The organism is Pseudomonadota bacterium (assembly GCA_039193195.1).
GTDB lineage: Bacteria > Pseudomonadota > Gammaproteobacteria > Steroidobacterales > JBCBZW01 > JBCBZW01.
In genome coordinates this window covers 13,001-38,801 of the sequence record JBCCWS010000040.1, presented here as the reverse complement: position 1 = coordinate 38,801, position 25,801 = coordinate 13,001, and the positions used below count along the sequence as shown (strand labels likewise).

At 64.0% G+C, this 25,801-nt stretch carries 27 protein-coding genes and 1 tRNA gene; 16 read left to right on the top strand and 12 right to left on the bottom strand.

Annotation, left to right across the window (positions count from 1 at the left end; genetic code table 11):
• The first annotated feature begins 141 nt into the window (after positions 1–141).
• Complete coding sequence (locus AAGA68_21845; GenBank protein MEM9387712.1) at positions 142–921, top strand: hypothetical protein; 780 nt, start codon at positions 142–144, stop codon at positions 919–921.
• Between the two features lie 175 nt (positions 922–1,096).
• The gene (locus AAGA68_21840; protein ID MEM9387711.1) at positions 1,097–2,245 is read left to right on the top strand and encodes a di-heme oxidoredictase family protein; all 1,149 of its coding nucleotides are present in this window, start codon (positions 1,097–1,099) and stop codon (positions 2,243–2,245) included.
• Between the two features lie 18 nt (positions 2,246–2,263).
• Here AAGA68_21840 and AAGA68_21835 read toward each other — a convergent pair whose 3' ends face one another.
• The 5 genes from AAGA68_21835 to dapA all read right to left on the bottom strand — a co-directional run bounded on the left by AAGA68_21835 (position 2,264) and on the right by dapA (position 6,933).
• Positions 2,264–3,697: an alanine/glycine:cation symporter family protein gene (locus tag AAGA68_21835; protein ID MEM9387710.1), complete on the bottom strand. Its 1,434-nt coding sequence runs from the start codon at positions 3,695–3,697 to the stop codon at positions 2,264–2,266.
• Positions 3,690–4,841, bottom strand: a complete 1,152-nt coding sequence (locus AAGA68_21830) for a diguanylate cyclase (protein MEM9387709.1) — start codon at positions 4,839–4,841, stop codon at positions 3,690–3,692. Before AAGA68_21830 ends, AAGA68_21835 begins: the two co-directional genes overlap by 8 nt.
• A gap of 246 nt (positions 4,842–5,087) precedes the next feature.
• Positions 5,088–5,178 (bottom strand) — tRNA-Ser (locus tag AAGA68_21825).
• 67 nt (positions 5,179–5,245) lie between these two features.
• Positions 5,246–6,064: a hypothetical protein gene (locus AAGA68_21820; GenBank protein ID MEM9387708.1), complete on the bottom strand. Its 819-nt coding sequence runs from the start codon at positions 6,062–6,064 to the stop codon at positions 5,246–5,248.
• Positions 6,061–6,933, bottom strand: coding sequence for a 4-hydroxy-tetrahydrodipicolinate synthase (gene dapA / locus AAGA68_21815; GenBank protein MEM9387707.1), 873 nt, complete (start codon positions 6,931–6,933; stop codon positions 6,061–6,063). The genes AAGA68_21820 and dapA overlap by 4 nt, the downstream gene beginning before the upstream one ends.
• Before the next feature lie 291 nt (positions 6,934–7,224).
• On the opposite strand from dapA, the gene AAGA68_21810 reads away from it, so the two are divergent.
• The 4 genes from AAGA68_21810 to AAGA68_21795 are packed head-to-tail and all read left to right on the top strand — an operon-like array spanning position 7,225 to position 11,892.
• A complete protein-coding gene (locus AAGA68_21810; protein ID MEM9387706.1) occupies positions 7,225–7,752 on the top strand; it encodes an ACT domain-containing protein in 528 nt (175 codons plus the stop codon).
• Entirely contained in the window at positions 7,752–9,302 is a 1,551-nt protein-coding gene (locus AAGA68_21805) for a PhoH family protein (GenBank protein MEM9387705.1), read from the top strand. The genes AAGA68_21810 and AAGA68_21805 overlap by 1 nt, the downstream gene beginning before the upstream one ends.
• Before the next feature lie 56 nt (positions 9,303–9,358).
• The gene (locus tag AAGA68_21800; protein ID MEM9387704.1) at positions 9,359–10,891 is read left to right on the top strand and encodes a M48 family metalloprotease; all 1,533 of its coding nucleotides are present in this window, start codon (positions 9,359–9,361) and stop codon (positions 10,889–10,891) included.
• Entirely contained in the window at positions 10,888–11,892 is a 1,005-nt protein-coding gene (locus tag AAGA68_21795; protein MEM9387703.1) for an alpha/beta hydrolase-fold protein, read from the top strand. Before AAGA68_21800 ends, AAGA68_21795 begins: the two co-directional genes overlap by 4 nt.
• Before the next feature lie 124 nt (positions 11,893–12,016).
• Here AAGA68_21795 and AAGA68_21790 read toward each other — a convergent pair whose 3' ends face one another.
• The 4 genes from AAGA68_21790 to AAGA68_21775 form a co-directional block, all read right to left on the bottom strand.
• Complete coding sequence (locus tag AAGA68_21790) at positions 12,017–12,361, bottom strand: hypothetical protein (protein MEM9387702.1); 345 nt, start codon at positions 12,359–12,361, stop codon at positions 12,017–12,019.
• Positions 12,348–12,914 carry a sigma-70 family RNA polymerase sigma factor gene (locus AAGA68_21785; protein MEM9387701.1) on the bottom strand — a complete coding sequence of 189 codons (567 nt, stop codon included), beginning with the start codon at positions 12,912–12,914 and terminating at the stop codon, positions 12,348–12,350. Before AAGA68_21785 ends, AAGA68_21790 begins: the two co-directional genes overlap by 14 nt.
• An 18-nt stretch (positions 12,915–12,932) precedes the next feature.
• The gene (locus AAGA68_21780) at positions 12,933–13,394 is read right to left on the bottom strand and encodes a hypothetical protein (protein MEM9387700.1); all 462 of its coding nucleotides are present in this window, start codon (positions 13,392–13,394) and stop codon (positions 12,933–12,935) included.
• 107 nt (positions 13,395–13,501) lie between these two features.
• Positions 13,502–13,738, bottom strand: coding sequence for a hypothetical protein (locus AAGA68_21775; GenBank protein MEM9387699.1), 237 nt, complete (start codon positions 13,736–13,738; stop codon positions 13,502–13,504).
• A 170-nt stretch (positions 13,739–13,908) separates the two neighbouring features.
• Here AAGA68_21775 and AAGA68_21770 point away from each other — a divergent pair, with 170 nt between their 5' ends.
• The 10 genes from AAGA68_21770 (at position 13,909) to AAGA68_21725 (ending at position 22,541) form a co-directional block, all read left to right on the top strand.
• Complete coding sequence (locus AAGA68_21770; protein MEM9387698.1) at positions 13,909–14,403, top strand: SUF system Fe-S cluster assembly regulator; 495 nt, start codon at positions 13,909–13,911, stop codon at positions 14,401–14,403.
• Positions 14,404–14,411: 8 nt separating this feature from the next.
• Positions 14,412–15,848, top strand: coding sequence for a Fe-S cluster assembly protein SufB (gene sufB, locus AAGA68_21765; GenBank protein MEM9387697.1), 1,437 nt, complete (start codon positions 14,412–14,414; stop codon positions 15,846–15,848).
• Positions 15,849–15,933: 85 nt separating this feature from the next.
• Positions 15,934–16,689 (top strand): Fe-S cluster assembly ATPase SufC, encoded by a 756-nt coding sequence (sufC, locus tag AAGA68_21760; GenBank protein ID MEM9387696.1) that lies wholly within the window; start codon positions 15,934–15,936, stop codon positions 16,687–16,689.
• Entirely contained in the window at positions 16,686–18,026 is a 1,341-nt protein-coding gene (sufD, locus tag AAGA68_21755) for a Fe-S cluster assembly protein SufD (protein ID MEM9387695.1), read from the top strand. The genes sufC and sufD overlap by 4 nt, the downstream gene beginning before the upstream one ends.
• On the top strand, positions 18,023–19,300 hold the full coding sequence (locus AAGA68_21750) for a cysteine desulfurase (GenBank protein ID MEM9387694.1): 1,278 nt from the start codon (positions 18,023–18,025) through the stop codon (positions 19,298–19,300). Before sufD ends, AAGA68_21750 begins: the two co-directional genes overlap by 4 nt.
• Entirely contained in the window at positions 19,300–19,752 is a 453-nt protein-coding gene (sufU, locus tag AAGA68_21745) for a Fe-S cluster assembly sulfur transfer protein SufU (GenBank protein MEM9387693.1), read from the top strand. The genes AAGA68_21750 and sufU overlap by 1 nt, the downstream gene beginning before the upstream one ends.
• Positions 19,753–19,758: 6 nt before the next feature.
• A complete protein-coding gene (gene sufT / locus AAGA68_21740; protein ID MEM9387692.1) occupies positions 19,759–20,313 on the top strand; it encodes a putative Fe-S cluster assembly protein SufT in 555 nt (184 codons plus the stop codon).
• A gap of 22 nt (positions 20,314–20,335) precedes the next feature.
• Positions 20,336–20,857, top strand: coding sequence for a histidine phosphatase family protein (locus AAGA68_21735; GenBank protein MEM9387691.1), 522 nt, complete (start codon positions 20,336–20,338; stop codon positions 20,855–20,857).
• Positions 20,858–20,947: 90 nt separating this feature from the next.
• Positions 20,948–21,919, top strand: coding sequence for a transaldolase (gene tal / locus AAGA68_21730; GenBank protein MEM9387690.1), 972 nt, complete (start codon positions 20,948–20,950; stop codon positions 21,917–21,919).
• 7 nt (positions 21,920–21,926) lie between these two features.
• Positions 21,927–22,541 (top strand): NAD(P)H-dependent oxidoreductase, encoded by a 615-nt coding sequence (locus AAGA68_21725; GenBank protein ID MEM9387689.1) that lies wholly within the window; start codon positions 21,927–21,929, stop codon positions 22,539–22,541.
• On the opposite strand, the gene AAGA68_21720 is transcribed toward AAGA68_21725, so the two are convergent.
• From AAGA68_21720 to AAGA68_21710, 3 genes are read right to left on the bottom strand one after another with little or no spacing between them, the layout of a single operon-like run.
• A complete protein-coding gene (locus AAGA68_21720; GenBank protein ID MEM9387688.1) occupies positions 22,542–23,237 on the bottom strand; it encodes an aspartate/glutamate racemase family protein in 696 nt (231 codons plus the stop codon).
• Positions 23,238–23,252: 15 nt separating this feature from the next.
• A complete protein-coding gene (locus AAGA68_21715) occupies positions 23,253–24,641 on the bottom strand; it encodes a SpoIID/LytB domain-containing protein (GenBank protein MEM9387687.1) in 1,389 nt (462 codons plus the stop codon).
• Positions 24,634–25,734 (bottom strand): glycoside hydrolase family 3 N-terminal domain-containing protein, encoded by a 1,101-nt coding sequence (locus tag AAGA68_21710; GenBank protein ID MEM9387686.1) that lies wholly within the window; start codon positions 25,732–25,734, stop codon positions 24,634–24,636. The genes AAGA68_21715 and AAGA68_21710 overlap by 8 nt, the downstream gene beginning before the upstream one ends.
• Between the last annotated feature and the right edge of the window lie 67 nt (positions 25,735–25,801).

The following is a 25,801-nucleotide window of genomic DNA, read 5'->3' as shown; positions in this document are numbered from 1 at the left end:
TTGCCCAGGCCATGTTGTACAGCAGCACGTAGGTCCGCTCGTCCGATTGCTGTCAGATGCTCGCCCGCCTGGGCGAATTCCCTACCGCAGAACGCGCAATCAGTGCGCCCTGCGCTAGCAGCAACACACAGGAACTTAACAATGAAAACAGCAGCCCTCGCACTCGCCCTGGGTGCACTCGCCGTGGCCGCCCAGAGCGCACCCAACGATATGGTCATCTACAAGCAGATGCCCCACCAAGCTGTCGGCACCGCCACGCTGGCGGTCAGCCCCGGTGGCGACCTCTTGCGCGTGCGCCAACTTGGCGACGCCGGCAAGGACGGTTTCCGTACCCGTTTGCCGCAGAACAGCAAGTCCTGGCGTGCGGAGTTTTTAGCCGATCTCGAGGCCGGCGACACGCTGCGCTTCAACCCCGTTTCCCAAGGCGACGACATTGCCCCCCTGAACATCGTCGGTCGCGACCAGGGCTTTTCCGCGTCAGTGGAGTTCACCTCGAGCCCCGATCCTGCTTACCGCGTACTCGTGGTCTCCGACGGGATGCTGGTGAGCCCGTGGATCTGCTACCTCGGCGGCTTCTGCGAACCTGACGACGGTGACCCACCTGGTGGTGGCGGTGGTGGTGGCGGCCCCGGCGGCATCATCATCGATGTCGAACCGATACCCGGAGGTGACATCGAGGATCCTACGCTCTTTGAAGACGACTTCGATCAGACCCCATCCGGCAATTGCCGCCACGCCATGCGGATCGACGGTCAGTCGTCAGTCTCCGTAGCTGGCCTCCACCTCGGCAACGGCGACCAAGTCGTGATCGAGGAGGTCGCGAGCACCGAGACGCCACGCTACCCCTACGCCGGCTTCGAAGCGGTCAGGGTGCAGAGCTCAGCAGCGCAACTCGTGATCATCGACGAAGCCGCGAACTAGCCCCACTCCGCTGGCGGATGTCCCAGGAGGGGCGCCCGCTAGCGGCTCACCAGGAGCGCATCCCGTGAGTCCCCGTCACTCCCTCGTTAACACGTCCACACCCTCCGCAGCGTCGCTGATTTTCATACTACTAGTTGAATCTCTAGGTGCGTCTTCCCCGCTACGAACACAAGGGATGCAATCGCATACGCCGCAGCGGCCTGCTGTCTCTGATAAGGCCTTCGGCCACGCCCTGCCACATGCCGACACCGAGCAGTTCCTGCAGGTGATTCACGGTAAGGCGCTATTCAACCGATCCTGGACGCAGTCCCAAGGACTCGGACCGCACTTTAACGCGAGTGCCTGTGCGGACTGTCACTTCCGCGACGGTCGTGGCGCCCCAGACAATGGCTCCGCGCCGCTGATCTACCGTCTCGAGAGAGCGGACGGCGGGCAGCACCTACCGCTCGGCCCACAACTCCAAGAGCGTTCGTTGCTAGGCGCGGGAGAGGGGTGGGTGAGCGTTACCTATAAGCAGCTCAACGGCCAGCTAGCGGATGGCAGTCCCTACGCACTCCTGCGCCCTCGATACACGCTACGGGCCGCACAGGTGGACGCGCCACTGACACTAGGCCCCCGCATCCCCCCCGCGCTGGTCGGATTGGGGCTACTCGAGGGCGTGCCCGTGGGCACGATCCTCGAGTGGGCTGATCCGCACGATCAGGACGGTGATGGTGTGTCGGGTCGCGCCAGCTGGCAGGGCGATCCGACCAATCGGCAGTTAGGTCGATTCGGTTGGCGGGCCAGTCAAACGTCCCTCAAGGCACAAATCGCAGGCGCCCTGCGCGAGGACATGGGACTGCAGACTCCGCGAGAGGTGAGCCCCGCGGCGCTCTCACGGCTCGTGACTTACGTACGTCTACTCGCTCCACCAGCCGCCCGTGTCGAGCACCCACTGTACCGCGTGGGTCAAAGCCTATTCGAGGCAATAGGCTGTGCTTCGTGCCATCGCCCGACCCTAGAGGCGTCGGACCCAGTCGATGCTAGCGCGAAGCGCACGATCTATCCCTATACGGATCTGCTCTTACATGACCTTGGACCCGCGCTGGGTGACGGCGAAGGTCGAAGAGAACAATCCCGCGAGTGGCGGACCGCACCCTTGTGGGGCCTGGGCCTGCTACCCGTGGTGAACGGCGAGCTACGCCTACTGCACGACGGACGAGCACGCAGCTTTGAGCAGGCCATCCTTTGGCATGGGGGAGAAGCCGATGGGAGCCGCGAGGCTTACCGGCAGCTGCCCGCACAGCAGCGCAAGGCGCTGCTCGCCTTCTTGCGCTCGATCTAGGCGCCGGGGCAGGGCGGCTCAGGAGCCCTCGCGCCTCAGTCCTGCGCGCACCTCATAGGACGCGACATCTCGGCGCAGCTCCGGCAGCAGTAGGTACAGGGCGATGACATTGGGGATCGCCATTCCGAACAACATCGAGTCAATGAAGTCGATAATCGCGGACAGCGACACCGCAGCACCGGTTGAGAGCAACAGGCACAGCACGAGCTTGAACACGACGTCGGTGGTGCGGCTCGGCCCAAACAGGTACGCCGCCGCTTGGCTGCCGTAGAACGCCCATGAAACCAAGGTCGAGAAGGCAAAGAGCACCGAGGCGACGAGCAGCACGTAGGGAAACCAGGAGAAGGTGCCGGCAAATGCCGATGAGGTGATCTCGATGCCGACCACATCCGGCTGGAAGAGGTACGGCTCGTAGACGCCCGTCACCACAACCACCAGGCCCGTAAGCGTGCACACGAGGACCGTGTCGATGAACGGCTCGAGCAAGGCCACGTAACCCTCGGTCATCGGTTCCTTCGTGCGCACGGCCGCATGGGCGATAGCGGCCGATCCCACACCGGCCTCCGACGAATAGGTGGCCCGCTTCATGCCGTTGATCAATGCGCCCACGATGCCGCCGGCAGCCGCGTCCAAACCGAAAGCGCTGCGCAGGATAGTCTGCACCGCAGCGGGGAGAGCGTCAGCGTTCAGCACTAGTATCAACAGCGCTGATCCCACATACAGCAGGCCCATACCAGGCACGATCACCTGCGCGGCTGCGCCGATTCGCTTGATGCCACCCAAGATGATGTATGCGACACCGCTCGCCATGATCACGCCGTAGACTATCGGCGCGGAAATGCCAGTGACGTTGACGAACTGCGCATGAGACTGATTAACCTGGAAGATGCTGACTGATGCCCCCAAGGTCATCACGGCGAAAAACACCGCAGCGGCCTTTCCCACAGTCTTCATACCCAAACGCCCGAAGACCGCCTCGATGTAGAGCATCGGCCCACCGAGCACCCGTCCGTCAGAAAGCACGCGCCGGTACTTCACTGCCAATGCGCACTCGGCAAACTTGGCCGACATGCCGAAGAACCCCGCCAGAACCATCCAGAAGATGGCACCTGGGCCACCGAGCGTGATCGCCACGGGGACGGACGCGATGTTGCCGAGCCCCACCGTTCCAGAGAGCGCCGCGGACAGGGCCTGAAAGTGGGAGATCTCACCGGGCGAGTCGACGTGGGACTGGGGCTTTAGCACCAGCTTCCACCCGTGTACAAAGCCGCGGACATTGACGAACCGGTTCGCCAGCGTGAGCACCACGCCCGCTGCCATCAACCACACCACCACCAAGGGGAGCGCGACGCCGAACACCTCCACCGAGTAGAAGATGACCGATGAAACACTATCGGCGACGGGCGTCAGGACACCATTGATCTTTTGCGCGAGGCTTGTCGGTTCATCCATGCTCGGGGCTCGGCGCCGCCTGGTGAGTACTCCAGCTCCACTGGGCCTTGCCCGCGGACTTGGCCCGGTAGAGGGCGCGGTCGCTCTGCTGCAGGAGCGGCTCGATCGAGCGCTCGCCGGGCGCCATCAGCGCTAGGCCGATGCTGGCACCGGCACCAGCCGCCCCCGAAGGCGGTTGGGGGGATGCCTCCAGGGCATCGAGCAAGCGCGCGGCCGACCGCTCCAGTTCCAGAGCGGACTTCACGTCCGCCACCAGGAGCACGAACTCATCTCCCCCGAGTCGCGCCAGGAAATCCCCTCCCCGCACCGTGTCGCGCAGGCGATGCGCCACCCATCGCAGCACTTCATCGCCCACAGCGTGACCGAAGTGGTCGTTCACGGACTTAAAGCCATCCAAGTCGATGTGAAGCACGCCCGTGTGGTGACCCTTGCGTGCTGCCACAGCGAGCGTCGTGTCCGCAAAGTCGAGGAAGTAGCGGCGGTTGGGTAGTCCGGTCAGCTCATCGTGACTCGCTTGGTAGCTCAATAAATCCAGCTCCCGAGCCCTGCGGTGCAGCTCTTGCAGCGTGGGACGGAACACGAATATCGCCTCCGCCGCCAAACCGAGCAAAGTCACTAGGTAGACGGCGAACTCCAGACGCTCAAGGAAGCGAATGCGCGCCTCGGCCTCCACCTGCAACTGCAGGACGACCGCGTTCAGGCCGTTTAACAGGGAGGACTTCGCCCTCCGCGTGAGCGCATCTGCCGCTTCGATGCGCTCGTCCTGCCCGTCCATCGCCAGCAACGCGCGCACATCTCTCGAGAAGGCCTGTACGGCGGGGTCGACCGCGTCGATGCGATCGAAGTATAGAGTTCGAAGCTCAGCAGACATGCGCTCACGACCGCCGCTCGCAGCCACCAGCGCCTCATGGGAACTGAGCATCAGGGCCAAGTCGTGATCGAGCTCGTCCCGCAAAGTCGTAGCGCGCGATGGCTGCGGCTCCCGAGCAAGCTGAACCGTGTGCAGGGCGATGCGCTGGGAGAGCATGCGCTGCCTGCCGCTGATGTTGATCAGCCAGGCACTTTCGCTCTGCGCGGATATCAGCGCGCTCAGGATGAAGAAGGTGCTGGTCACAGCCGAGGCCACGATGATCAAACCGATCACGTAGCTGCGAGCAAGGCGGCGTCTAGTATCCGCTGCCGCGGCACCGGCCGGGGCTGGGTACGCTACGCGGCGCAAGGGCTTTGGCCGCAATCGCTAGCTGACTCTGAACGTAGGTAAGGCTTCACGGCACCGCCTCCTGCGGCTCTATATCCCCCACGTATCAGCCGTAAGAAGCGTACGGCAGCAGCGACGACAGCAGACGAGGTGACCTGGAACGCGCGCGCTCGCCCAGGCAAAACGATGGGATGGCGGAGAGGGTGGGATTCGAACCCACGATACGGGAGACCCGTATACCAGAATTCCAATCTGGCGCCTTCGACCACTCGGCCACCTCTCCGAAGGCCCGCCAGTCTAGCGAAGTGCGACCGAATGTCCAGCAACGCCGCCCTCATGTATGCCCTCGCCTACTCCACGGCGATCACGCGCTCCGAGACCACCTTCCAGCTGCGCCGCTCCCGCACCATCCACAGCTCTTTGTCGATCGTGGACTGGATACTCTCAAATGCGAAGTACTGCCGGAAACGCACGATCACGTTGTTCCGATCGGGCGTCTGATAGACCTCCAGAGACTCCAGATCCGTGAAGGCTTGAGCTCCCTCGCTCATACGCTGCTGGCGCACGTCCTCCCACTGCGCCCGCGTCATCGGCTGAGGGGGAATGAAGTCGCTCGAGTAAGCATCAAGATAGCCGGCGAAATCGCGCTCTTCCCAAGCCCGAGCCCATTCGCCGACGGCGTCGAACACCTGTCGGTAAACGCGTCGATCGGAGGGGATCGGTGCGCCCTGGGCTGGCGGCGGTGAGGGTACGACCCGCGGATTGGAAGCCTGCCCACCCGCGGCGGCGGCGGCTGCTGCTGCTTGCTCCGCGGCCTCGCGTTCGCGCTCGGCGGCTCGGCGAGCACGACGCGCTTCCGCGCTGTTGTCCTCGATCCCTTCGATCCGTGGCGGGTAGGCCGTACACCGCGGATCTACCTCACGATCCGCGCTCGCGATCGGCGGGATGTCGAAACGGCCGCTGTTTCGGGGCGAGTCGAGGCCGTCGGGAATGCTCAGTTCGCGACCGTCGAGGCGGCCAGAGTAGGCAGGATCCGGTTCGCAGACGGCGGCGCCCCCCCCGCAGGCGGCGAGCGTCGCTAGGAGAAAGAGGAGTGCCGCACAGGCGAACGCGTGCAAGCATCGCCGGACCGTGCGGTCCCCGTAGAAAGCGTCTTTCGGTATCATCAATGCAGGCCAGCTGTCCTGAGCGCGTCATCCAGTAGCGCCTCGTGGGCACCATCGAGAGGCGTCAATGGCAGGCGAAGGTCTGGCCCGTCGATCACCCCGAGGCGCGTCAGCGCCCATTTCACCGCGATTGGGTTACTCTCCACGAACAGCGCGGCATGCAGTTTACGTAGCCTATCGTCAATCTTGCGTGCGGCTCCTAGGTTACCGCCGCGACCGAGGGCCACCATCTGGGCCATCGCTTTGGGAGCGACGTTAGCCGTTACTGAGACAGTTCCATCGACACCCACTTCCAGCGCGTCGATCAGCGAACCGTCATCGCCGCTTAGCACCGCGAGCTGATCCCCGCATCGCTCTCGCAGTTCACGCAAACGCTGCATGTCGGCCACGGCCTCTTTGACGGCGACGATCCGCTCGTGCTGCGCCAATTCGGCCACCGTGCTCGGGTGCATGTCGCAGGCCGTTCGCGACGGGACGTTGTACAGCAGTACGGGGCCTAGCGCCGCGTCTGCCACTGCCTCGTAGTGCCGCACTAAGCCGCCCTGCGTTGGCTTGTTGTAGAAGGGCGTAACCACCATGGCTCCATCGGCTCCCGCCTCGAACACCAGGCGTGTCAGATCGGCGGCGCGTTGCGTGCTGTTGCTGCCACTGCCGGCGATCACGCTCACGCTCTCGGGAAGGTGCGCTCGCGCGGTCCGAATGAGATCGCTCAGCTCTTCAACCGTCAGGGTGGCGGACTCCCCGGTGGTGCCGCCGACCACCACGCCGTCGACTCCACCCGCGAGCTGAAAATCCAGCATGCGTTGGAACGACGCGCGATCTACGCGCCCGGCAGCATCCATAGGGCTGGCCAGCGCGACCATGGTCCCCACTGTGTTCAAGCGCGTTCCTTGGGCCGGATAAACCGGCAATGGTAATGACCGCTCAATCACCTAGCAAGGCGCCGAGCTCTTAGCGCCAGCCAAAGGCGTCGACGGGCCGTGCCCACCGGCCCCAGCCCTCGCTTCGACCCCCTGTCGACGCCGTCGTTCCGGGACCGAATTAGGCGCTTATGTCGCCGTTGCCTGCTTCGGCCCGAGCCAGGTCCATACGTCGCCTTGCCTTGGAACCCTTTGCCTGTACACTCGGCCCGAGCAAGCAACGGTGCACAGACTCCCCCCTACATGAAGCAGTTGATGGTCATCTCCGCGGTGGGCTCAGATCGCCCCGGCCTGGTTCACGATCTCACCGCGAAAATCCTCGAATGCGGCGGTAACGTGATGGAAAGTCGCATGGTGGGCCTTGGCAGCGAGTTCGCCATGTTGATGCTGATAGGCGGCAACTGGCACACCTTGGCGCGCCTTGAGGGGGAGCTCGAGCGACTAGGCGAAGACCGCCTCGCCATCTCAGTGCGGCGCACCGAGGAACGCGCGGTACGAGGTGACCTGCTGCCCTATGCGGTGGACGTGGTATGCCTCGACCACGAGGGCATCGTGTCCAACTTGGCAGGCTTTTTCTCCCAGCGCGGCATCGAGATCGCTGAGCTCAGTACCCGCAGCTACGCGGCCGCTCACACAGGCGCTGCCATGTTCTCCGTCCAGATGTCCGTGAGCATCCCGTCACGGGTTCATATCGCCGCTCTGCGCGAGGAGTTCATGGAATTCTGTGACCGCCTCAATCTCGACGCCATCATGGAGCCAATCAAGAACTGATGAGCACCCGCAACCGCCCGAGCAACGGCGCAGACGACCGCACGCCAGGCACCACCCGACTCGCCGCCGCCGGGGTGATCGCTGGCGACCCAGGTGATGCGCGCGAAGCCGGCAGCCGGCGCCAGCCCGGCAGTGGGGGCCGTCGGTTATTCGTGCTCGATACCAACGTACTCATCCACGACCCCACGGCCATGTACCGCTTCCAGGAGCACGACGTGCACCTGCCGATGGTGGTCCTCGAAGAGCTCGATGTGCTCAAGAAGGGCATGTCCGAGCCCGCCCGCAACGCTCGCCAGGCAAGCCGTTTCCTCGACCGCATCATGCAAGGGGTACCGCACTCGGGTATCGAGGACGGCTTGGCACTGCCCGGCTTGATGCCGGATGACGTCTCCCCGGAACACGAGGAGAGCCCTTCCAGCGAGCCCGGGCGACTCTTCTTTCAGACCCAAACCTTTGAATTTTCTTTGCCGAACGGCCTCCCTGGCTCCACGCCGGACAACGCCATCTTGGCCGCGACGCTCGCTCTGCAGGAGCGCCATCCAGACGTGCCGATCACACTGGTGTCCAAAGACATCAACCTGCGGATCAAGGCGTCCATCCTCGGCGTGCATGCAGAGGACTACTACAACGACCGCACGCTAACCGACACCGACGTGCTGTACACCGGTAGTGAAGCGCTCGACGAAGACTTCTGGGACCAGCACGGGGAGAACATGGAGTCTTGGCAGGAGGGGCTGAAGGCGCTATATCGCATTCACGGCCCGCGAGTGCAGGCATGGCATCCTTCTCAATTTGTCCACGGCGAAGGCGATCTGCATTTCGAGGCCATCGTGCGCGAGCGCGAGGGCGACACCGCCGTGCTCGAGCAGGTGCGTGACTTTCGAAGCGAGCACAACGCCGTGTGGGGAATTCAAGCGCGCAACCGCGAGCAGAATTTCGCGCTCAATCTCCTAATGCACGACGACGTTGACATGGTCACTATCGTAGGCTCTGCCGGCACCGGCAAGACCCTCCTCGCCCTAGCTGCGGGCCTTGCCCAAACGCTCGACAAGGGCGCTTACAACGAGATCATCATGACGCGCGTCACCGTACCCCTGGGAGAGGACATCGGCTTCCTACCGGGCACGGAAGAGGAGAAGATGGAGCCCTGGATGGGGGCGCTGATGGACAACCTCGAGGTGCTGGCGCAGACCGAGGATGGCGATGGCTGGGGCCGTCAGGCCACCAACGATCTGATCCGCCGGCGCATCAAGATCCGCTCCCTGAACTTCATGCGCGGACGCACCTTCCTCAACCGCTACATAATCGTCGACGAAGCCCAGAACCTCACCTCCAAGCAGATGAAGGCACTGATCACCCGCGCCGGCCCTGGCACCAAGCTGGTTTGCCTTGGCAACGTTGAGCAAATCGACACGCCGTACCTCACAGAGACCACTTCGGGGCTCACTTACGTGGTCAACCGCTTCCGCAGCTGGGCCCACGCCGGCCATATCACCCTGCTCCGCGGCGAGCGCTCGCGCCTGGCTCACTACGCCTCGGACATCTTGTGACCTGAAGGCGAGCGGCGGCAGGGAACCTCGCCGCCCACCGTACGGTCGGACCTGCAATGACACGCCTCGCCTCATCGCTCGCCACACGCCGCCGTCGCCCGACCCAGGTCGCTGTGATGTTGCTGGGCTTGCTGCCGCTAGTGGTCAGCACGCCAGTGGCCGCCCAGCCAATGCCGAAGAGCGAACTGCCGGACATTGGCGCACCGTGGGCCACCACGCTCTCGCGTGCCCAGGCCTATCAGTTCGGCCGCATGATCATGCGCCAGCTGCGCGATGCGGATCAGGTCCTCGAGGACCCGGAGCTCACCCAGTACGTGCAGGCCCTCGGCCACAAGCTGTCGAGCCGAGCCAGTGATGGCGAGGATAAGTTCGAGTTCTTCGTGGTGAAGGATGGTGCCATCAATGCCTTTGCGCTGCCGGGCGGCTTCATCGGCGTCAACGCTGGCCTGATCGACGCCACCAACACGGAGAGCGAGCTTGCGGGCGTGCTCGCCCACGAGGTTGCCCACGTCACACAGGATCACATCGCCCGACGCATCCACGCTCAGGGACAGAACGGCCTCGTCACCGGCGCCGCGCTGCTGGCGGCGGTTCTGCTCGGCGCGATGGCGGGCGTGGATGGCGATGCGATCGCCGCGGCAGCCTCGGTGACCCAAGGGGTCGCGGCTCAACAGGCGATCAACTTCACACGCAGCAACGAGTACGAGGCTGATCGGGTGGGCATTGGCATCCTGGCAGAGGCGGGCTTTGACCCTCAGGGCATGCCCGACTTCTTCGAGACCCTGGGCAAGCGCTCCGGTATCCGAGGCACCCAGATCCCTGAGTTCTTGCGCACGCACCCCCTCGAGGCCAACCGCGTGGCCGAGTCGCGCAACCGCGCCGCTGAATACAACGATGTGGAACCGCCGCAAGACACCCTCGATTACGACCTCGCAAAGGTGCGTGTGCGCTCCCTCTTAGCGGACACGCGCACGGAGGCCGTGCGCTACTTCGAAGACTTCTCCCCCGACGGCATCCTCGAAGCGGATGTCCCCACGCGCTACGGCTATGCGATTTCTTTGCTGGCCGCCGACCAGCCGAAGCGCGCGGAACCGTTCTTCCGCTCCCTAGTCAACGAGTTGGGTTACGTCACAGCCTTCCACTCGGGCCTCGCCGAGTCGCTGATCGCCAAGGGCGAGGTGCAAGATGGACTGGAAGTCTACGAGGCTGCCTTGCGCCTGTTCCCCCGCAACATCCCGCTCACGATGCGCTACTCACGGGCGCTCATGAACAACGGGCATGCGCAGCAAGCGCACACGTTGATGCTCGATCTGCTCAACAATATCAACTACACCGCTGAGCAGCTGCGCCTGATCGCACTAGCAGCTAGCGAGGCCGGCGATGAGGGCGACGCGCACTACTACATGTCAGAGTTTCATGTGGTCAACGGTGATCTCTACCAAGCGATCGATCAGCTGAAGCTGGCCCAGGAAGCGTCAGACCTGAAGCCAGTCCAGCGCGAGCGCTTCTCCGCTCGCATCGAGGAAATCGAGAAGGTGCTACCACGCGACCGGCGTGGGCGTATCAAACCGCGACCGAAAGACCAGTGACTACTTACAGCACGCCAGGCACGCCGGCGACGCACCGTTGGCTTGTCGTCACCCTAGTACTCTTGCTGGCTACAACCCCCAACGCCCTTGTCCGCGCCGCGCCCAGTGTCTCTGCCGGTAGGCTCCAGACCCTTCCCCCGTTCGAGGCCACACACGTGCCGGCGCGCACGGTCCGCGTCTGGCTGCCGCCAGACTACCCGCAGGACGCACCGTACGACGTCGTGTACATGCACGACGGCCAGATGCTGTTCGATGCGACCACGACCTGGAACAAGCAGGAATGGGGGGTAGACGAGACGGCCGCGGCCCTGATCGCGAGCGCCGAGACGCGGCCCTTTCTCGTCGTGGCCATTGACAATGGCGGCGACCGGCGACACACGGAGTATTTCCCGGAACGCCCGTGGCGCGCCCTGCCCGCGGCGACACGCCGGGCCTACCTCGAACTCGAACGCGCCCCCGGGATTGCGCTGTTCGCGAGCGAGGTGGCCTCCGACGCCTACCTGAGGTTCATCGTCGAGCAGTTGAAACCCTACGTCGATGCCCACTACGCCGTCCTCACCGCGCCCGCCAGTACCTTCCTCGTCGGCTCCAGCATGGGCGGGTTGATCTCACTCTACGGGCTTCTCGAGTACCCCGAGGTCTTCGGCGGGGCCGCCTGCCTCTCCACCCACTGGCTCGGCATCTTCGAGACAGCAGACAATCCCGTGCCGGCGCGGTTCGCCAGCTACCTTCGCGACACGCTGCCATCGCCGGGAGCGCACCGCTTGTACTTCGATCATGGGGATCAGGGCCTAGACGCGCACTACCCACCACATCAGCGAGCGGTCGATGAGGTAATGCGCACTGCGGGCTACGACGACGCGCACTGGATCACGCGCTCGTTCCCGGGCGAGGATCATAGCGAGAATGCGTGGAACCGACGCCTAGACACGCCCCTGCGCTATCTGCTCAACACTCGCCCCGCTGCTCCGTCTGCGCCCGCCAACGCAAACGACGACTAGCCGAGCGCCCTTTTCCCGAGCCGCCTACGCCTGGGATTGATCGGGGTGCACGTACTCGCGGCGATCGGCCACCTTAGTCTTCGGCGTCTCACCGCCGCAGTAGGCGTGCAGTGAACAGCGCCCCCTACCGCAATATCCGCCGAATGAGCAGCTGGAGCGCAAGCAATCCAACCGTGAGCAACGCGCCGAGACTACTGAGCGGCGAGAGCAGCTCACGCCCCAGCGCGCCAGGCGCGTCGAACAGCGGCGACAGGAAGGCCTCCGTGATCAACTCCAAGGGATCCTGCAGCGGCACGGCCAGCAGCGCGATAAGCAGGCCAGCGGCTAGGCGTGCCGCGAGTAGCCCGCGCTGGCGCCGCTGCACCTTGCGCATAACCTGCGCCACGAACGCCTCGTCCGCCTGAGGTGCGGGGCGCTCGCGCTCGAACAGGGCGAGCAGCTCGGGATCGAGATCGTCACGCATCTTCATAGGCCAACAGTTGTTGTCGTAGCTTCTGAGTGCCTCGGCGCACATGGGATTTCACCGTCCCTAGGGGCAACTGGGTGAGTTCCACGATCTCCTCGTGGGTGAAGCCCTCGTGGTAGGCGAGCACGACGCACAGGCGCACGGCAGGTGCCAGGGCGTCGAGCGCCGCCTCCAGATCGCCAGCGATCATCGCTCCGTCGGCCGAGTCGGCTGCCGTAGTTGCCTCGCTCGAGGCATCCTCCTCGCCCACCACGTCAGCGTTGGCCAGAGGGTCTAGGCGGCGCATGCGCGCCAGCCAAGCGCTCAGACCCAAGCGCTTCAACCACGGTCCGAAGCGCTCGGGATCGCGCAGCTGGTGCAGCTTCTTCCACGCCTGCAGGAAGGTCTGCTGGGCGAGGTCGTCGGCGAGCGCCAGGTCGCCGCAGCAGCGGCGCAGGAGCGTGCGCAGCCAGCTCTGGCGGCGCCGTACCAGCTCCGCGAAGGCGTCGCGATCGCCGGTGCGCGCTAGAGCCACGACCAGCGCCTCCGGGCCCTGGGAGTAGTCAGGTGATCGCACGGATATGACGCGACCGACCTAGGCACCTGGGTCCTGCTGGGGAGCATCGCCCTGCGCGGGTCGTCCGGGCAGCACGATGTCGTTTGGCGCCGACGACTGCGTGGCATCCACCCGCGCCGCGTAGTTGGCCGCGGCAGACATGCCTAGGCTCAGGAGCCCCAGAAAGGCTGCCGCGCCGAGTAGCGCGAAGAGCACTTCCACAGCCAGAAATGCCAACAGCCCGCCCAGCGCCGCCACCCCGAGGGCGATGTAGCGCAGGACGATCGCGCCAATGCGCATGTCGTGCTCCGTACGCTGGGTCTTGCCGAGCAACCGGTCGACGGCCGCCTGGTCCACTGGCTGCCCCGAGGCGATCAGGGCGCGCAAGGTAGCGTGACGGGTCTCGCGCTTGCGAATGTCCTCCCAAATGGCGCTGACGACCGCCGCAGCGATAAACAGCCAGAACCCTAAACCGGCTAGGCCAACCGCGTTGTCAGACATCTCAACCTCCTCGGCTGTTCTCATGGCTACTACTGGGAGAGATGCGCGCGTCGATCGTTACAGATGCACCCCCGTGAGAAGTTTTTTCGGCTCGCGTGAAAACCGCCTCAGGAGCCCTCCTCTTTAAGCGGTGCCTTGAGCTGGGTTCGCGCCACTTCCATCATCACCAGCACCTCGCAGGGCGGGAACTGGCGTAGCAGGGAGATCGAGCGGTAGTCCGTCCACTCGGCGACAGGATCGAATTCGTTCGCCTTGCGAGAGTTCAGTTCCTTCAGTCCCGCCGAGCACTCACCCTGCATCCGCGCCTCGGCGACGCGCGCTTCGGTGGTGGCACTATCGTGCAACGGGATACGCCCTTGTGCGAGCGGCCGTAGGTGCGGGCGGGACCATCGGCCCCACCCGGCACGCGCGAGCCACCTCGAGACCTGCCGCCCGGCGGGCGATCGCTTTATTGCAAAACAGGACCTCTCTGGTACCATTTCGGCTTCCACCCTGCCCATCGGGAGGCGCTGCAATGCTGCGCATCGGGAAACTCACGGACTACGGCACGCTCATCCTGACCCGGCTGGTCGGCGGACAGTGCGTGTCGGCGGCGCAACTCGCCGAACAAACGCGCTTAGGGCCCGCCACGGCCGCCAAGATCCTCAAGGCCCTCGCCCGCACCGGCATCCTGAATTCGATACGCGGCACGAACGGCGGCTACACCCTGGCTAGACCGCCCTCCCAGATCAGCGCCGCGCAGATCATCGACGCCCTGGAAGGGCCTGTCGCCATCACCGAGTGCGCCACGGGCGCGGGGTGCTGCGAGCTGGAGACCGTGTGCGGGGTTAGCAACGCCTGGCAGCACATCAACGTTGCGATTCGCCGGGCCCTCGACGATATCTCCTTGGCTGAGCTGGCCAATTGGAAACACGGGGCGGTGCCATCTTTGCAGCTGGGCACCCTCGCCCACCATCCGAATGGCGCGACCACCCCCGTGCCCGCGCAAGAAGAGACGAGTAACGCATGAGTAACGGAATGCAGGACGTCCACGACGTCGTCGAAGGCAAGTACAAGCACGGTTTCGTGACCGACATCGACACCGAGACCGTACCGCCCGGCCTGGACGAAGACGTCATTAGATTGATTTCGGCCAAGAAGAACGAGCCGGAGTTCATGCTCAACTGGCGCCTGAAGGCCTTTCGCCACTGGCAGAAGATGACCTCGCCAAAATGGGCCCACGTGCACTTCCCGCCGATCGACTACCAGGCGATTTCCTACTTCGCCGCGCCGAAGTCGGACAAGGACAAGCCGAAGAGTCTCGATGAAGTGGATCCGAAGCTCCTCGAGACCTACGAGAAGTTAGGCATCCCCTTACACGAGCGTGCCGCGCTCGCAGGCGTGGCCGTCGATGCGGTCTTCGACAGCGTCTCCGTCGCCACCACCTTCAAAGAGAAGCTGGCCGAAGCAGGCGTGGTGTTCTGCTCCTTCTCTGAAGCCGTACACAGCCACCCAGAGTTGATCGAACGCTACCTCGGTACGGTAGTGCCGCCGCGCGATAACTTCTTCGCGGCGCTCAACTCCGCCGTCTTCTCCGATGGCTCCTTCGTGTACGTCCCGAAGGGCGTGCGATGCCCGATGGAGCTCAGCACGTATTTTCGCATCAACGCTGCCAACACGGGGCAGTTCGAGCGCACGCTTATCATCGTTGATGAAGACAGCTACGTGAGTTACCTCGAAGGCTGCACCGCACCGATGCGCGATGAGAACCAGCTGCACGCCGCGGTCGTCGAGCTAGTGGCCATGAAGAACGCGGAGATCAAGTACTCCACCGTGCAGAACTGGTACCCCGGCGATGAGAACGGCGTCGGCGGCATCTACAACTTCGTCACCAAGCGCGGCGACTGCCGCGGCGACAATTCCAAGATCAGCTGGACCCAGATCGAGACGGGTTCCGCGATCACCTGGAAGTACCCGAGCTGCATTCTGCGCGGCGATAACTCCGTGGGCGAGTTCTACTCCGTGGCCGTGGCCAACAACCTGCAGCAAGCGGACACGGGCACCAAGATGATCCACATCGGCCGCGATACGCGCAGCACCATCGTCTCTAAGGGCATCGCCGCGGGCCGCGCCCAACAGGCCTACCGAGGCTTGGTCAAAGTGCTACCAACCGCCGAGCGAGCCCGCAACCACACCCAGTGCGATTCGCTGCTCATGGGCGACAAGTGCGGCGCCCACACTTTTCCCTACATGGAAGTGAAGCAACCAACGGCCACCGTCGAGCACGAGGCCACCACCTCCAAGATTAGCGAAGACCAGCTCTTCTACTGCCGCCAGCGAGGCATCGCGGAAGAGGACGCGGTGAACATGATCGTGAACGGCTTCTGCAAGGAAGTGTTCAAGGAGCTGCCGATGGAGTTTGCGGTGGAGGCCCAGCGCCTGCTCAACGTGAGCCTCGAGGGCGCCGTAGGCTAGCGGCGCCGGCAACAAGCTGCATTTAGGACATGATCGCGCGGGCTCGACCTCGAGCGCCGCGCCCGAAGGAAACCAGGAAGTCAACATGCTCAGCATTCGCGATCTGCGCGCCAACGTGCAGGACAAGGAAATTCTGAAGGGCCTCTCGCTAGAGATCGGCGCGGGAGAAGTGCACGCCATCATGGGCCCAAACGGCTCCGGCAAGAGCACCCTCGCCCACCTCCTCGCTGGCCGCAGCGGCTACGAGGTCACGAGCGGTAGCGTGGACTTCGACGGCACCGCCCTGCTGGAGCTTGAGCCAGAGGAGCGCGCACGCGAAGGCCTGTTCCTGGCCTTCCAGTACCCGGTGGAGATCCCAGGTGTGAACAACGTCTACCTCCTGAAGGCGGCCCTCAACGCACAGCGCAAGCACCGTGATCTGCCGGAACTCGACGCCTATGAGTTTCTTTCACTAGTCCGCGAGAAGATGCAGCTCATGCAGATGGACGAGAGCTTCCTCCAACGCGGCGTCAACGAGGGTTTCTCCGGCGGCGAGAAAAAGCGCAACGAGATCCTGCAGATGGCCGTGCTCGCCCCGAAGCTCGCCGTGCTCGACGAGACCGATTCGGGCCTCGACATCGACGCCTTGCGCGTGGTCGCCAACGGCGTGAACTCTCTGCGCAGCGAAGACCGCTCGATGCTGCTGGTCACCCACTACCAGCGCCTGCTCGACTATATAGAACCTGACCACGTTCACGTGCTCGCCGCAGGCCGTATCATCAAGTCTGGAGACAAGGACCTTGCCCGCGAACTCGAAGCACGCGGCTACGACTGGGTGCTCGAAGAGGCCAACGCAGCATGACCACGGCCCTCGCCGACACGATCGCGCGCTACACGGAGGCGCACGAGCAAATGCAGCGCGTCCTCGCTGGCAGCGAGGCGATCAAAGCGCTGCGCACGCGCGCGATAGAGGCCTTCTCGAGCCAAGGCTTTCCCACCACACGGCACGAGGACTGGAAGTACACCAACCTCTCTCGCATAGAGCGCGAGGCCTTTCAAGCAGCGGCGGCCATTCCTAGCGTCGCCGCGGATGCCCTTCCCGCCATGTCGTTCGCCAACGACGACGCCCTGCGCCTGGTCTTCGTAAACGGGCGCTACGCACCCTCCCTCAGCGATGCCGAGGAGGTCACCACCGCCGGCGTGCACGTGGGCAGCCTGGCGCACGCGGTAGACCAGGAAGACACCCGCCTGATGGCGCTCGGCTCCGTTGCCAACCTGGAGAGTAACGGCTTAGTGGCGCTCAACACCGCGTTCATGAAGGATGGAGCGCTGATTAGCCTGGACGCGAACGTCGAGCTGGATCGCCCGATATGCCTGGTGTTTCTGAGCGTCGAGCAGGCGGCGGCAGCCCTGATCCAACCTAGGGTCTACGTGGTGGCCGGTTGCCATGCGCGCGCCCGCATCGTCGAACATCACGCCACCCTCGGCGAACCTACTAATTTCACCAACATGGTCGAAGAGCTGCGCCTCGCAGACGGCGCTCATATCGATCACTACTTGGTACATGACGGAGCACGTACGGGCTCCGTCGTGCATTCCCTAAACACCACGCTTGGACGCGACGCGCGCTTTGTCAATCACCACCTGCAGGCCGGTGCGCGCCTTGCGCGCCAGGACATCAACGTGCAATTGGCAGCTCCTGGATCGAGCACCGTGTTGAACGGCGTGTTCCTGCCGACCGATGAGCAGCATCTCGACACGCACACGCGCGTCGACCACCTCAAGCCGCACACCCGCAGCGATGAGGACTACCGTGGCGTGCTCGATGGCCGTAGCCGGGGCGTTTTCAACGGCAAGGTCGTGGTCCACAAGGATGCCCAGGGCATCGAGGCGCACCAGTCGAGCCGCAACCTGCTACTCAGTGAACGAGCGGAGATCGACACCAAGCCTGAGCTCGAGATCTACGCCGACGATGTGGTCTGCAGCCACGGTGCCACCGTCGGCCAACTCGACGAGCAAGCTGTGTTCTACCTCCGCTCGCGAGGCCTCGACGAGCAACGCGCCCGCCAGGTGCTGACCTACGCATTCGCGCGCGACCTGATCGAGCGCATCGACCTGGCACCCGTGCGCGAGGTGGCGACCCGCGCCGTGCTCGCCCGCCTAGGCGACAGCGCTCATTTGTTGGAGGAACTGTCATGACTGCTGCTAGCCGGTCCCACCCACGTCCAGACGTCGATGTGGTGGACGCGCCGCCCCTGGACCTCGACGTAAGTGTTGTGCGCAAGCAGTTTCCGATCCTCGACCAAGAGGTGAACGGTCACCCGCTCGTGTATCTGGACAATGCCGCCTCGGCCCAGCGCCCCCAGTCGGTGATAGACGCCGTACGGCTGTACGACGAGCGTGACCACGCCAACGTTCATCGTGGTGTACACACGCTCAGCCAACGCGCGACGGATGCCTTCGAGCACGCCCGCGAGCGCGTCCGCGCGTTCCTGAACGCTCGCGAGGCGCGCGAGGTGATCTTCACCCGCGGCACGACCGAGGCCATCAACCTCGTCGCCAACAGTTACGGCGTACGCCTCCAAGCGGGCGATGAAATTCTCGTCACGCACATGGAACATCACTCCAACATCGTTCCCTGGCAGCTCCTCGCCGAGCGCACGGGCGCGACGCTGCGCCCGGTACCCATCAGCCAAGCCGGCGAGCTGGACATGGTCGCCTACCGCGAGATGCTCGGCCCCAAGACCCGCATCGTGGCCATGATCCACGTCTCCAACGCCATCGGCACGATTAATCCAGTGAAGGAGATGGTAAGGCTAGCCCGTGAGACGGGCGCCATGACACTGATCGATGGTGCCCAGGCGGTCCCTCACCTGCGGGTGGACGTGCAGGACATCGACTGCGACTTCTACGCCTTCTCTGGCCATAAGATGTACGGGCCCACGGGCATCGGCGCACTCTACGGCCGCGCTGAGCTGCTGGAGCAGATGCCGCCCTGGCAGGGCGGCGGTGAGATGATCCTCGAAGTGCGCTTCAACGGCACCCGCTACGCGCCCCTGCCCGCGAAGTTCGAGGCGGGCACGCCAAACATCGCCGGTGCCATCGGGCTCGGCGCGGCGGTGGACTTCATCGAGACCCTGACGCCCGAAGCCATCGGCGCGTGGGAACACGAGCTGCTTGAGTACGCTACCGATTTGCTCAGTGATCTGAAGGGCGCGCGGGTGATCGGCACCGCCGCGGAGAAGGCAGGAGCCCTCAGCTTCGCACTCGACGGAATCCACCCCCACGACATAGGCACTATCCTCGATAGCGAGGGCGTCGCCGTGCGCACTGGGCATCACTGCGCGCAACCCGTGATGGACTTCTTTCGGGTACCTGCAACTGCGCGCGCGTCCTTTGCCAGCTACAACACGCACGAGGACGTTGACCGACTTATCGACGCCTTACGCGTAGCGCAGAAGGTGTTCGGCTGATGGAGCTAGCGGATCTCTACAAAGACCTGATCATCGATCACAACAAGAGCCCGCGAAACTTCGGGCGCCTAGAGCCAGCGTCGCACACGGCGGACGGATTTAACGCCCTGTGCGGCGATAAGCTCACGATCTACCTAAACGTGGACGACGACGAACGCATCAGTGATGTCCGCTTCGAGGGCGCGGGCTGCGCGATCTCGATCGCTTCTGCCTCACTCATGACAGAACACCTGAAGGGTCTTAGGCTCGCGCAGGCGAAGCAGGTCTTCGGCGCCATGCACGCGTTGCTCACCGACACCGATGCCGATGTCGATCAGGCGGCGCTCGGTAAGCTCGCCGCCCTGTCTGGCGTGCGCGCCTACCCTTCCCGCGTGAAGTGTGCGACGTTGTGCTGGCACACCGTGAACTCGGCCCTGTCGACCGAGGACCCGACGACTGTGTCCACGGAGTAACGCGAGATGTTTGGCAACCAGAGCGAACCGGTAGTCATCAGTCGCGACGTCGAGGCCATCGTAATCCCGAGCGGTGAAGAGACCACCCTGCCCGAGGACGCGATGGGCTACATCACACAAGCCCTTGGCGGCAGTTTCACCGTCTACCTGGACGGGCATCTGTTCCGCATCGCTGGCCATGACGCTGACGCGCTAGGCAAGGAGCCCACTCCCCGCCCCGAGCTACCGGAGGGCGCCACCAACGATGACGTCGAGAAGCTTGCGTGGGATCAGATGCGCACGTGCTTCGATCCTGAGATCCCCATTAACGTGGTCGATCTGGGCTTGATCTACGGCTGCACTTTCGAACACGGGGGTGGCACCTCCCGACGGGTTGACGTGGTGATGACCTTGACCGCGCCCGGCTGCGGGATGGGCGATGTGCTCGTGGCGGACGTGCGCGAGAAGCTATTGCTGATCCCCACCGTCGAGGATGTTCGCGTGGAGCTCACCTTCGAACCCGCATGGGATCAAAGTCGCATGAGTGAGGCTGCTCGCCTACAAACCGGCATGATGTACTAATGCCACTGCCCGCCCCATCTTCATGAACGGCGAGCGTCCGCCCCGACGCGTGCTCATTGTGCGCCACGCACAAGCTGAGCGGGAACCCCCGGGGGGCGGACCGGACAAGGAGCGTCCACTAAGTGATCACGGCGAACATGAGGCACGTCTCGCTGGCGGGCGGCTGCAGGCTCGCGGAATCATCCTCGATCTGATCGTGAGTTCGCCCGCCACGCGCGCCGCCGGCACCGCACGTCTTCTCGCCAAGAGGCTGCGCTACGACGCCGAAGCCATCCAGTACGAACTGGCCATCTACAATGCCTCACGAACAACCCTGCTCGAACTGCTAAGTGATACGGATGATGGGAACTCCTGCGTGGCCCTTGTCGGTCACAACCCGGGGCTGAGTGAGCTTGCCGCCACCCTGAGTGCCGATCCGGTGGCTGGGCTACCCACCTGCGGCATCATCGGCCTTGTCCTTCCTCAGTTGCAGGACTGGGCATCGTTGCGGCCGAACACGGGCAAGCTGGAGTTCACCGACTTCGGTCGCACCACCCCTACGTAAGCTGGGCGCGCTACGCCAGACGCGCGGTTTGCAGCTCTGCGGGCCCTATTAACTCTTCCGATAACAACAACTGGAATCAGCGGACACCCCATGCAATCCCAGCCTAACGCCCTACTGCCCCAGCTCCGCGCGATGACCACCGTGGTCGCGGACACCGGCGACATCGACAGCATCCACCAATGCCGACCGGTCGATGCGACCACCAACCCTTCGCTGATCCTAGCCGCGACCCAGCAACCTGAGTATCAGCCGCTCATCGAAAAGGCCATCGCCACGGCCCCCACGACGCTCACCGGTCGCGCGCGCATTGACGCCATCGCCGAGCAGGTGGCCGTAAACTTCGGCCACGCCATCCTCGAGCTGATCCCAGGTCGCGTGTCTACGGAGGTGGATGCTCGCCTATCATTCGATGCGGGTGCGAGCGTGGCGAAGGCACGTCGTCTCATCAAGCGCTATGAGGAGATGGGCATCGACCGCGAGCGCATCCTGATCAAGCTCGCCTCCACCTGGGAGGGCATCGAGGCAGCGCGTGCCCTAGAGCAGGAAGGCATTCACTGCAACATGACCCTGTTGTTCTGCCTCGCCCAGGCGGTGGCCTGCGCGCAAGCCGGTGCCACACTTATCTCACCCTTCGTGGGCCGCATCCTCGATTGGTACAAGCAAAACACGGGCCAACAGGCCTACGCCCCGGAGGACGACCCCGGAGTCCGATCCGTAACGGCGATCTACAACTACTACAAGCACCACGCACTGACTACGCAAGTGATGGGGGCGAGCTTCCGCAACGCCGACCAGATCATCGAACTCGCGGGCTGCGACCTGCTCACGATCGCCCCGGCCCTGCTCGATGAGCTGCAGCAGCGCGAGGGCGATCTCGCGCGCAGACTCGCCAAGGACCGCGCACGGGATATGCAGATCGACTCCCTAGGAGAGGTTTCTGAAGGCGCTTTCCGTTGGAGACTCAACGAAGACGCGATGGCAACGGAGAAGCTAGCTGACGGCATCCGTCGCTTCGCCATCGACCAACGCAAGCTCGAAGCACTGCTCGAGCAATGGAGCTAATGCCACCATGAGCCGTCATCACTTGCTTCGTGTGGATGCCAGCAGCCGGCGCGAGGCGTCGGTGACGCGCGCCCTCGCCGACCGCCTCGTCGAACGCCTTGCGGCCGAGACCGTCGTTACCGAGCGCGACCTCGCCGATCCGCCCCTACCATTTGTCGACGGTGACTGGATCGCAGCCAACATCACCCCCGACGAGGCACGTACGCAGGCGCACCACCAGGTGCTGACCCTGTCGGAGACACTGATCGGCGAGTGGGAGCAGTCAGATGCAGTAGTGATCGCCTGCCCGATCTACAACTTCGGCGTACCCGCGGCCATGAAGGCTTACATCGATCTGATCTGCCGGGCGCAGCGCACCTTTCGCTACTCCACAGACGGGCCGGTCGGTTTGCTCGCCAATCGCCCGACCTACCTGGTTATGGCCTCAGGGGGCACCCGCTTGGGCAGCCCAATCGACTTCGCCAGTGGCTACCTACGCCACGTACTCTCGTTCATTGGCATCACTGACCTGCACGTGATCGCCGCCGATGGCCAGTCGAGCGACACCGAGGCACGTAGCAGGGCGGAAGCCGCTATCGACGACCTGACCTTACCTGTACGCAAGGTCAAACCATCGGAGTGATCAAAGGGTCAGCGCCCAGGTGACGGCGGCCTCAGCGTGCACGGCAGTAGTATCGTAGAGAGGGGCCTGCGTATGGCGTTCGCCTACCAACATGCCGATCTCCGTGCAGCCCTCCACGATCGCCTCCGCTCCCGATGCCATCAGGCCGTCGATGATCTCGAGCATGCGCGCGCGCGATCGGTCGTTGATCGTCCCCAAACAGAGTTCCTCGTAGATGATGCGATGGACCTCCTCACGCTCGGCGGCGCCGGGCACGAGAATATCGATGCTGTATCGCTGGGCGAAGCGGTCCCGATAAAACGGCTGCTCCATAGTGAAGCGCGTGCCCAACAACCCCAGCCTTCGCCGTCCCGCCTCGCGCGCCAGGGCGGCGGTCGCGTCCACGACATGCAAGAGGGGAACGTCGATGGCCGCCTCCACCGCGTCTGCCACCTTGTGCATCGTGTTCGTACAGATCAGCAGGCAGTCGGCTCCAGCCGCTTGCACCTGCGATGCCGCGCGAGCCAGAAACGCACCCGCCTCGTCCCAGCGGCCCTCGTGCTGAAGCGATTCGATCTCGTGAAAGTCCACGCTCACCAGCGCGATTGGCGCAGAATGCAGGCCGCCGAGCCGTTGTTTGACCGCCTGGTTGATCAACTGGTAGTAGAGCGTGGTGCTCTCCCAGCTCATGCCGCCCAGCAAGCCGATGGTCTTCACGCGCTAGTCCCCTGCTCAGGCATACACCGACGCCAGCGTGGTATGAGGGTAGTAGTGATCGAGAATGCTCTCGTAAGCGTAGCCTCGGTAGGCCATGACCGCCGCGCCGACCTGACAGAGCCCCACGCCGTGACCCCAACCGGCCCCACGCAACACCAGGGCGTCAGGACGTTCCGCTGGCCCCTCCAGATCCACCGCAAATGCGGAGCTGTATAGATGCGATGGTGAGAGCGCACGACGAATCTCAAGCTCCTTGCCAACCGTCAGAGTAGCCCGTTCCCCGACGAGACGCACGCACTGCAACCTGCCTGAGGCGCCGCGACGCACGGGCTCAATCGCTCGCACCGGTCCGAGATCATGACCGAGCTTCTGGCGCACTAGCTCCCCAGCTATTTTAGGGCTTAGGCGCTCGGTCCAGCGGTAGAAGTGGCGCGTACGCTGATCCCTCGGTGGCAACACGAGCGCCAACACCTCCTCGTCTTTGCAGTTGCAAAAGGAGGGTGGGTCGTCGTCGAGGTACGCACGAAAGTCAGCCTCCCGCGTCAGATCGTGGGCGAGTGGCCGCGCATCTCGGGCCTGGTCATCGACCGGCATCAGATAGGGTATGTGCGCATCGCTCCAGGCCACCCGGGCATCCTCCGACCGGCCTCCGCAGCACTTTGAGTACACGGTCTCGCACACCTGCGCATCGTGCATCAGCACAAGTCCACGGGTGGCCGCGATGGCCTGCTCGGCCGCTGGATTGGCGACGCGCAGAGTGCCATGGTAGCGCTGGCAATGATCCTCCGCGCAAACATCGAAGTCGGCGTGCGCGATGCTGTCGTACCACCGCATTACGGTGGTGGCGTCCTCATTCCCCACCGTGGCCCTCGCTTCCACGGCGTCCTGTATCTCAGCAGCGGACAGGCGAGACTTCGCTACCCTGCGCGCCAACAGCCAACTTCGCGATACCACGGCATGCGCCTCCAGTAGGGAGCGCGGTGAGCTGGAGGACATCTCCGAGCAAATAACCGACGTCAGATAGCGCTCCATGGGCAGGCGATTGATCGCCGTCACACCCCGTCCGGCTCTGGCGGCTATGAGCTGCAACTCGGCGGGAAACGCCTGTTCCTCGTACTCCGCCCAGTGGAAGCCCTTGCCAATCTCGGTGGTCAAGCGAAACTCGCCGTCGTCGCGCGTAGGTATCAGCGTGAACTCCTGTGCCTCCAGCACGCGCCCATCGCCGGTCAGCTGCAGCGTATCGTCGCGACGCTTCACCGAGTAAATGCCTTCACTAAGCGATACTGCCAGCTGGCTCTGCACGGCGTAGGGGCAACTCAAGGAAAAGCGGATCTCGGGTTCATCGTCCAAAAGTCCAACGGTGATCGTCGGCTCCTCGTGCGAGGCGGCATCGTGCTCACTCACCCGTGAACTCCTCGACCTCGATCGTGTGCTTCTGAGGGAGTGCGTCGGCCAGCGCCTGATGAGATCGCAAGGTGCAGGCCTCCAAGGGGGATGGCGATGGATGCCTGAGGCGATTGAGCCAGCGCACCACACGCGCGCGCCCCGCCGCCAGACGGGCTGCGGCCTGTTCATCCTCAGCCACCAAATTCCTGATCGCCTCGGACCACTCGAAGGCGCGCCCATAGTGATGGTTGAAGATCACCATGTCCGCAGGAGCAGCAAGCGTCCGTGCGGCCAGTGCCTCGAGTGAGTAGCGATCGGCTACTGCCTTCATGTCGAAATCATCAGCGATGACGACACCCTCGAAACCCATCGTGTCGCGCAGGAAGTCTCCGCAGAGGGCGTTGGACAGTGACGCAGGCCATTGCCCATCGATTGCCGGAAAGAGGATATGAGCGCTCATGATGGCACCCAATTCAGCACTGCCCATCGCCGCCTCGAAGGGCGCCAGGTCTGTGACACGCAGGGTCTCTAGGGGGTCGTCGAGGCTCGGCAGAGCGAAGTGCGAGTCGAGCAGGGTGCGACCATGACCTGGGTAGTGCTTGCCGACGCTCGCCACCCCCTCGGACTGCACGCCGCGTACGTACGGCAGGGCGTAGCGAACAACCTCCTGCGCATCACGCCCGAAGGCACGCGGTCCGATCACCTCGTTCTGCGGCTCAGCGAACACATCTAGGCAAGGGCCAAACACCACGTTCATGCCCAAGGAATGCAATGCGACGCCCACCGCCTTGCCCACCTCTGGGGCACGCTCGCGCCAGTTCAGGGGATAAGGGAAGTGAGCGATGGGCGCCGGCAGACGATGCACGCGTCCGCCCTCGTGATCGAGGGCCCAGATGAGTCGCTCTCGACCCGTGGCTGCTCGTATCGCATCGCGCAGCTCACCGAACGCAGCTAGCCAAACGGCGTACGGCTCGTTGTGGAGAAAGGCGTCGCGGCCGAAGTGCACACCCACTGGCCGAAGGGCCTGCAGGATAGTACGCGTTGCATCGCTCAGCTGCGGCTCGTCGATACGCAAGATGAGATGAAAACCTGGGTCCGCAGACGGAGTCATCGCTCGCTTCGTGGTGTGCTGATCGCCGGGCCCTCTCCGGCAGGCTCATGCTACCACTCGTGGCCAT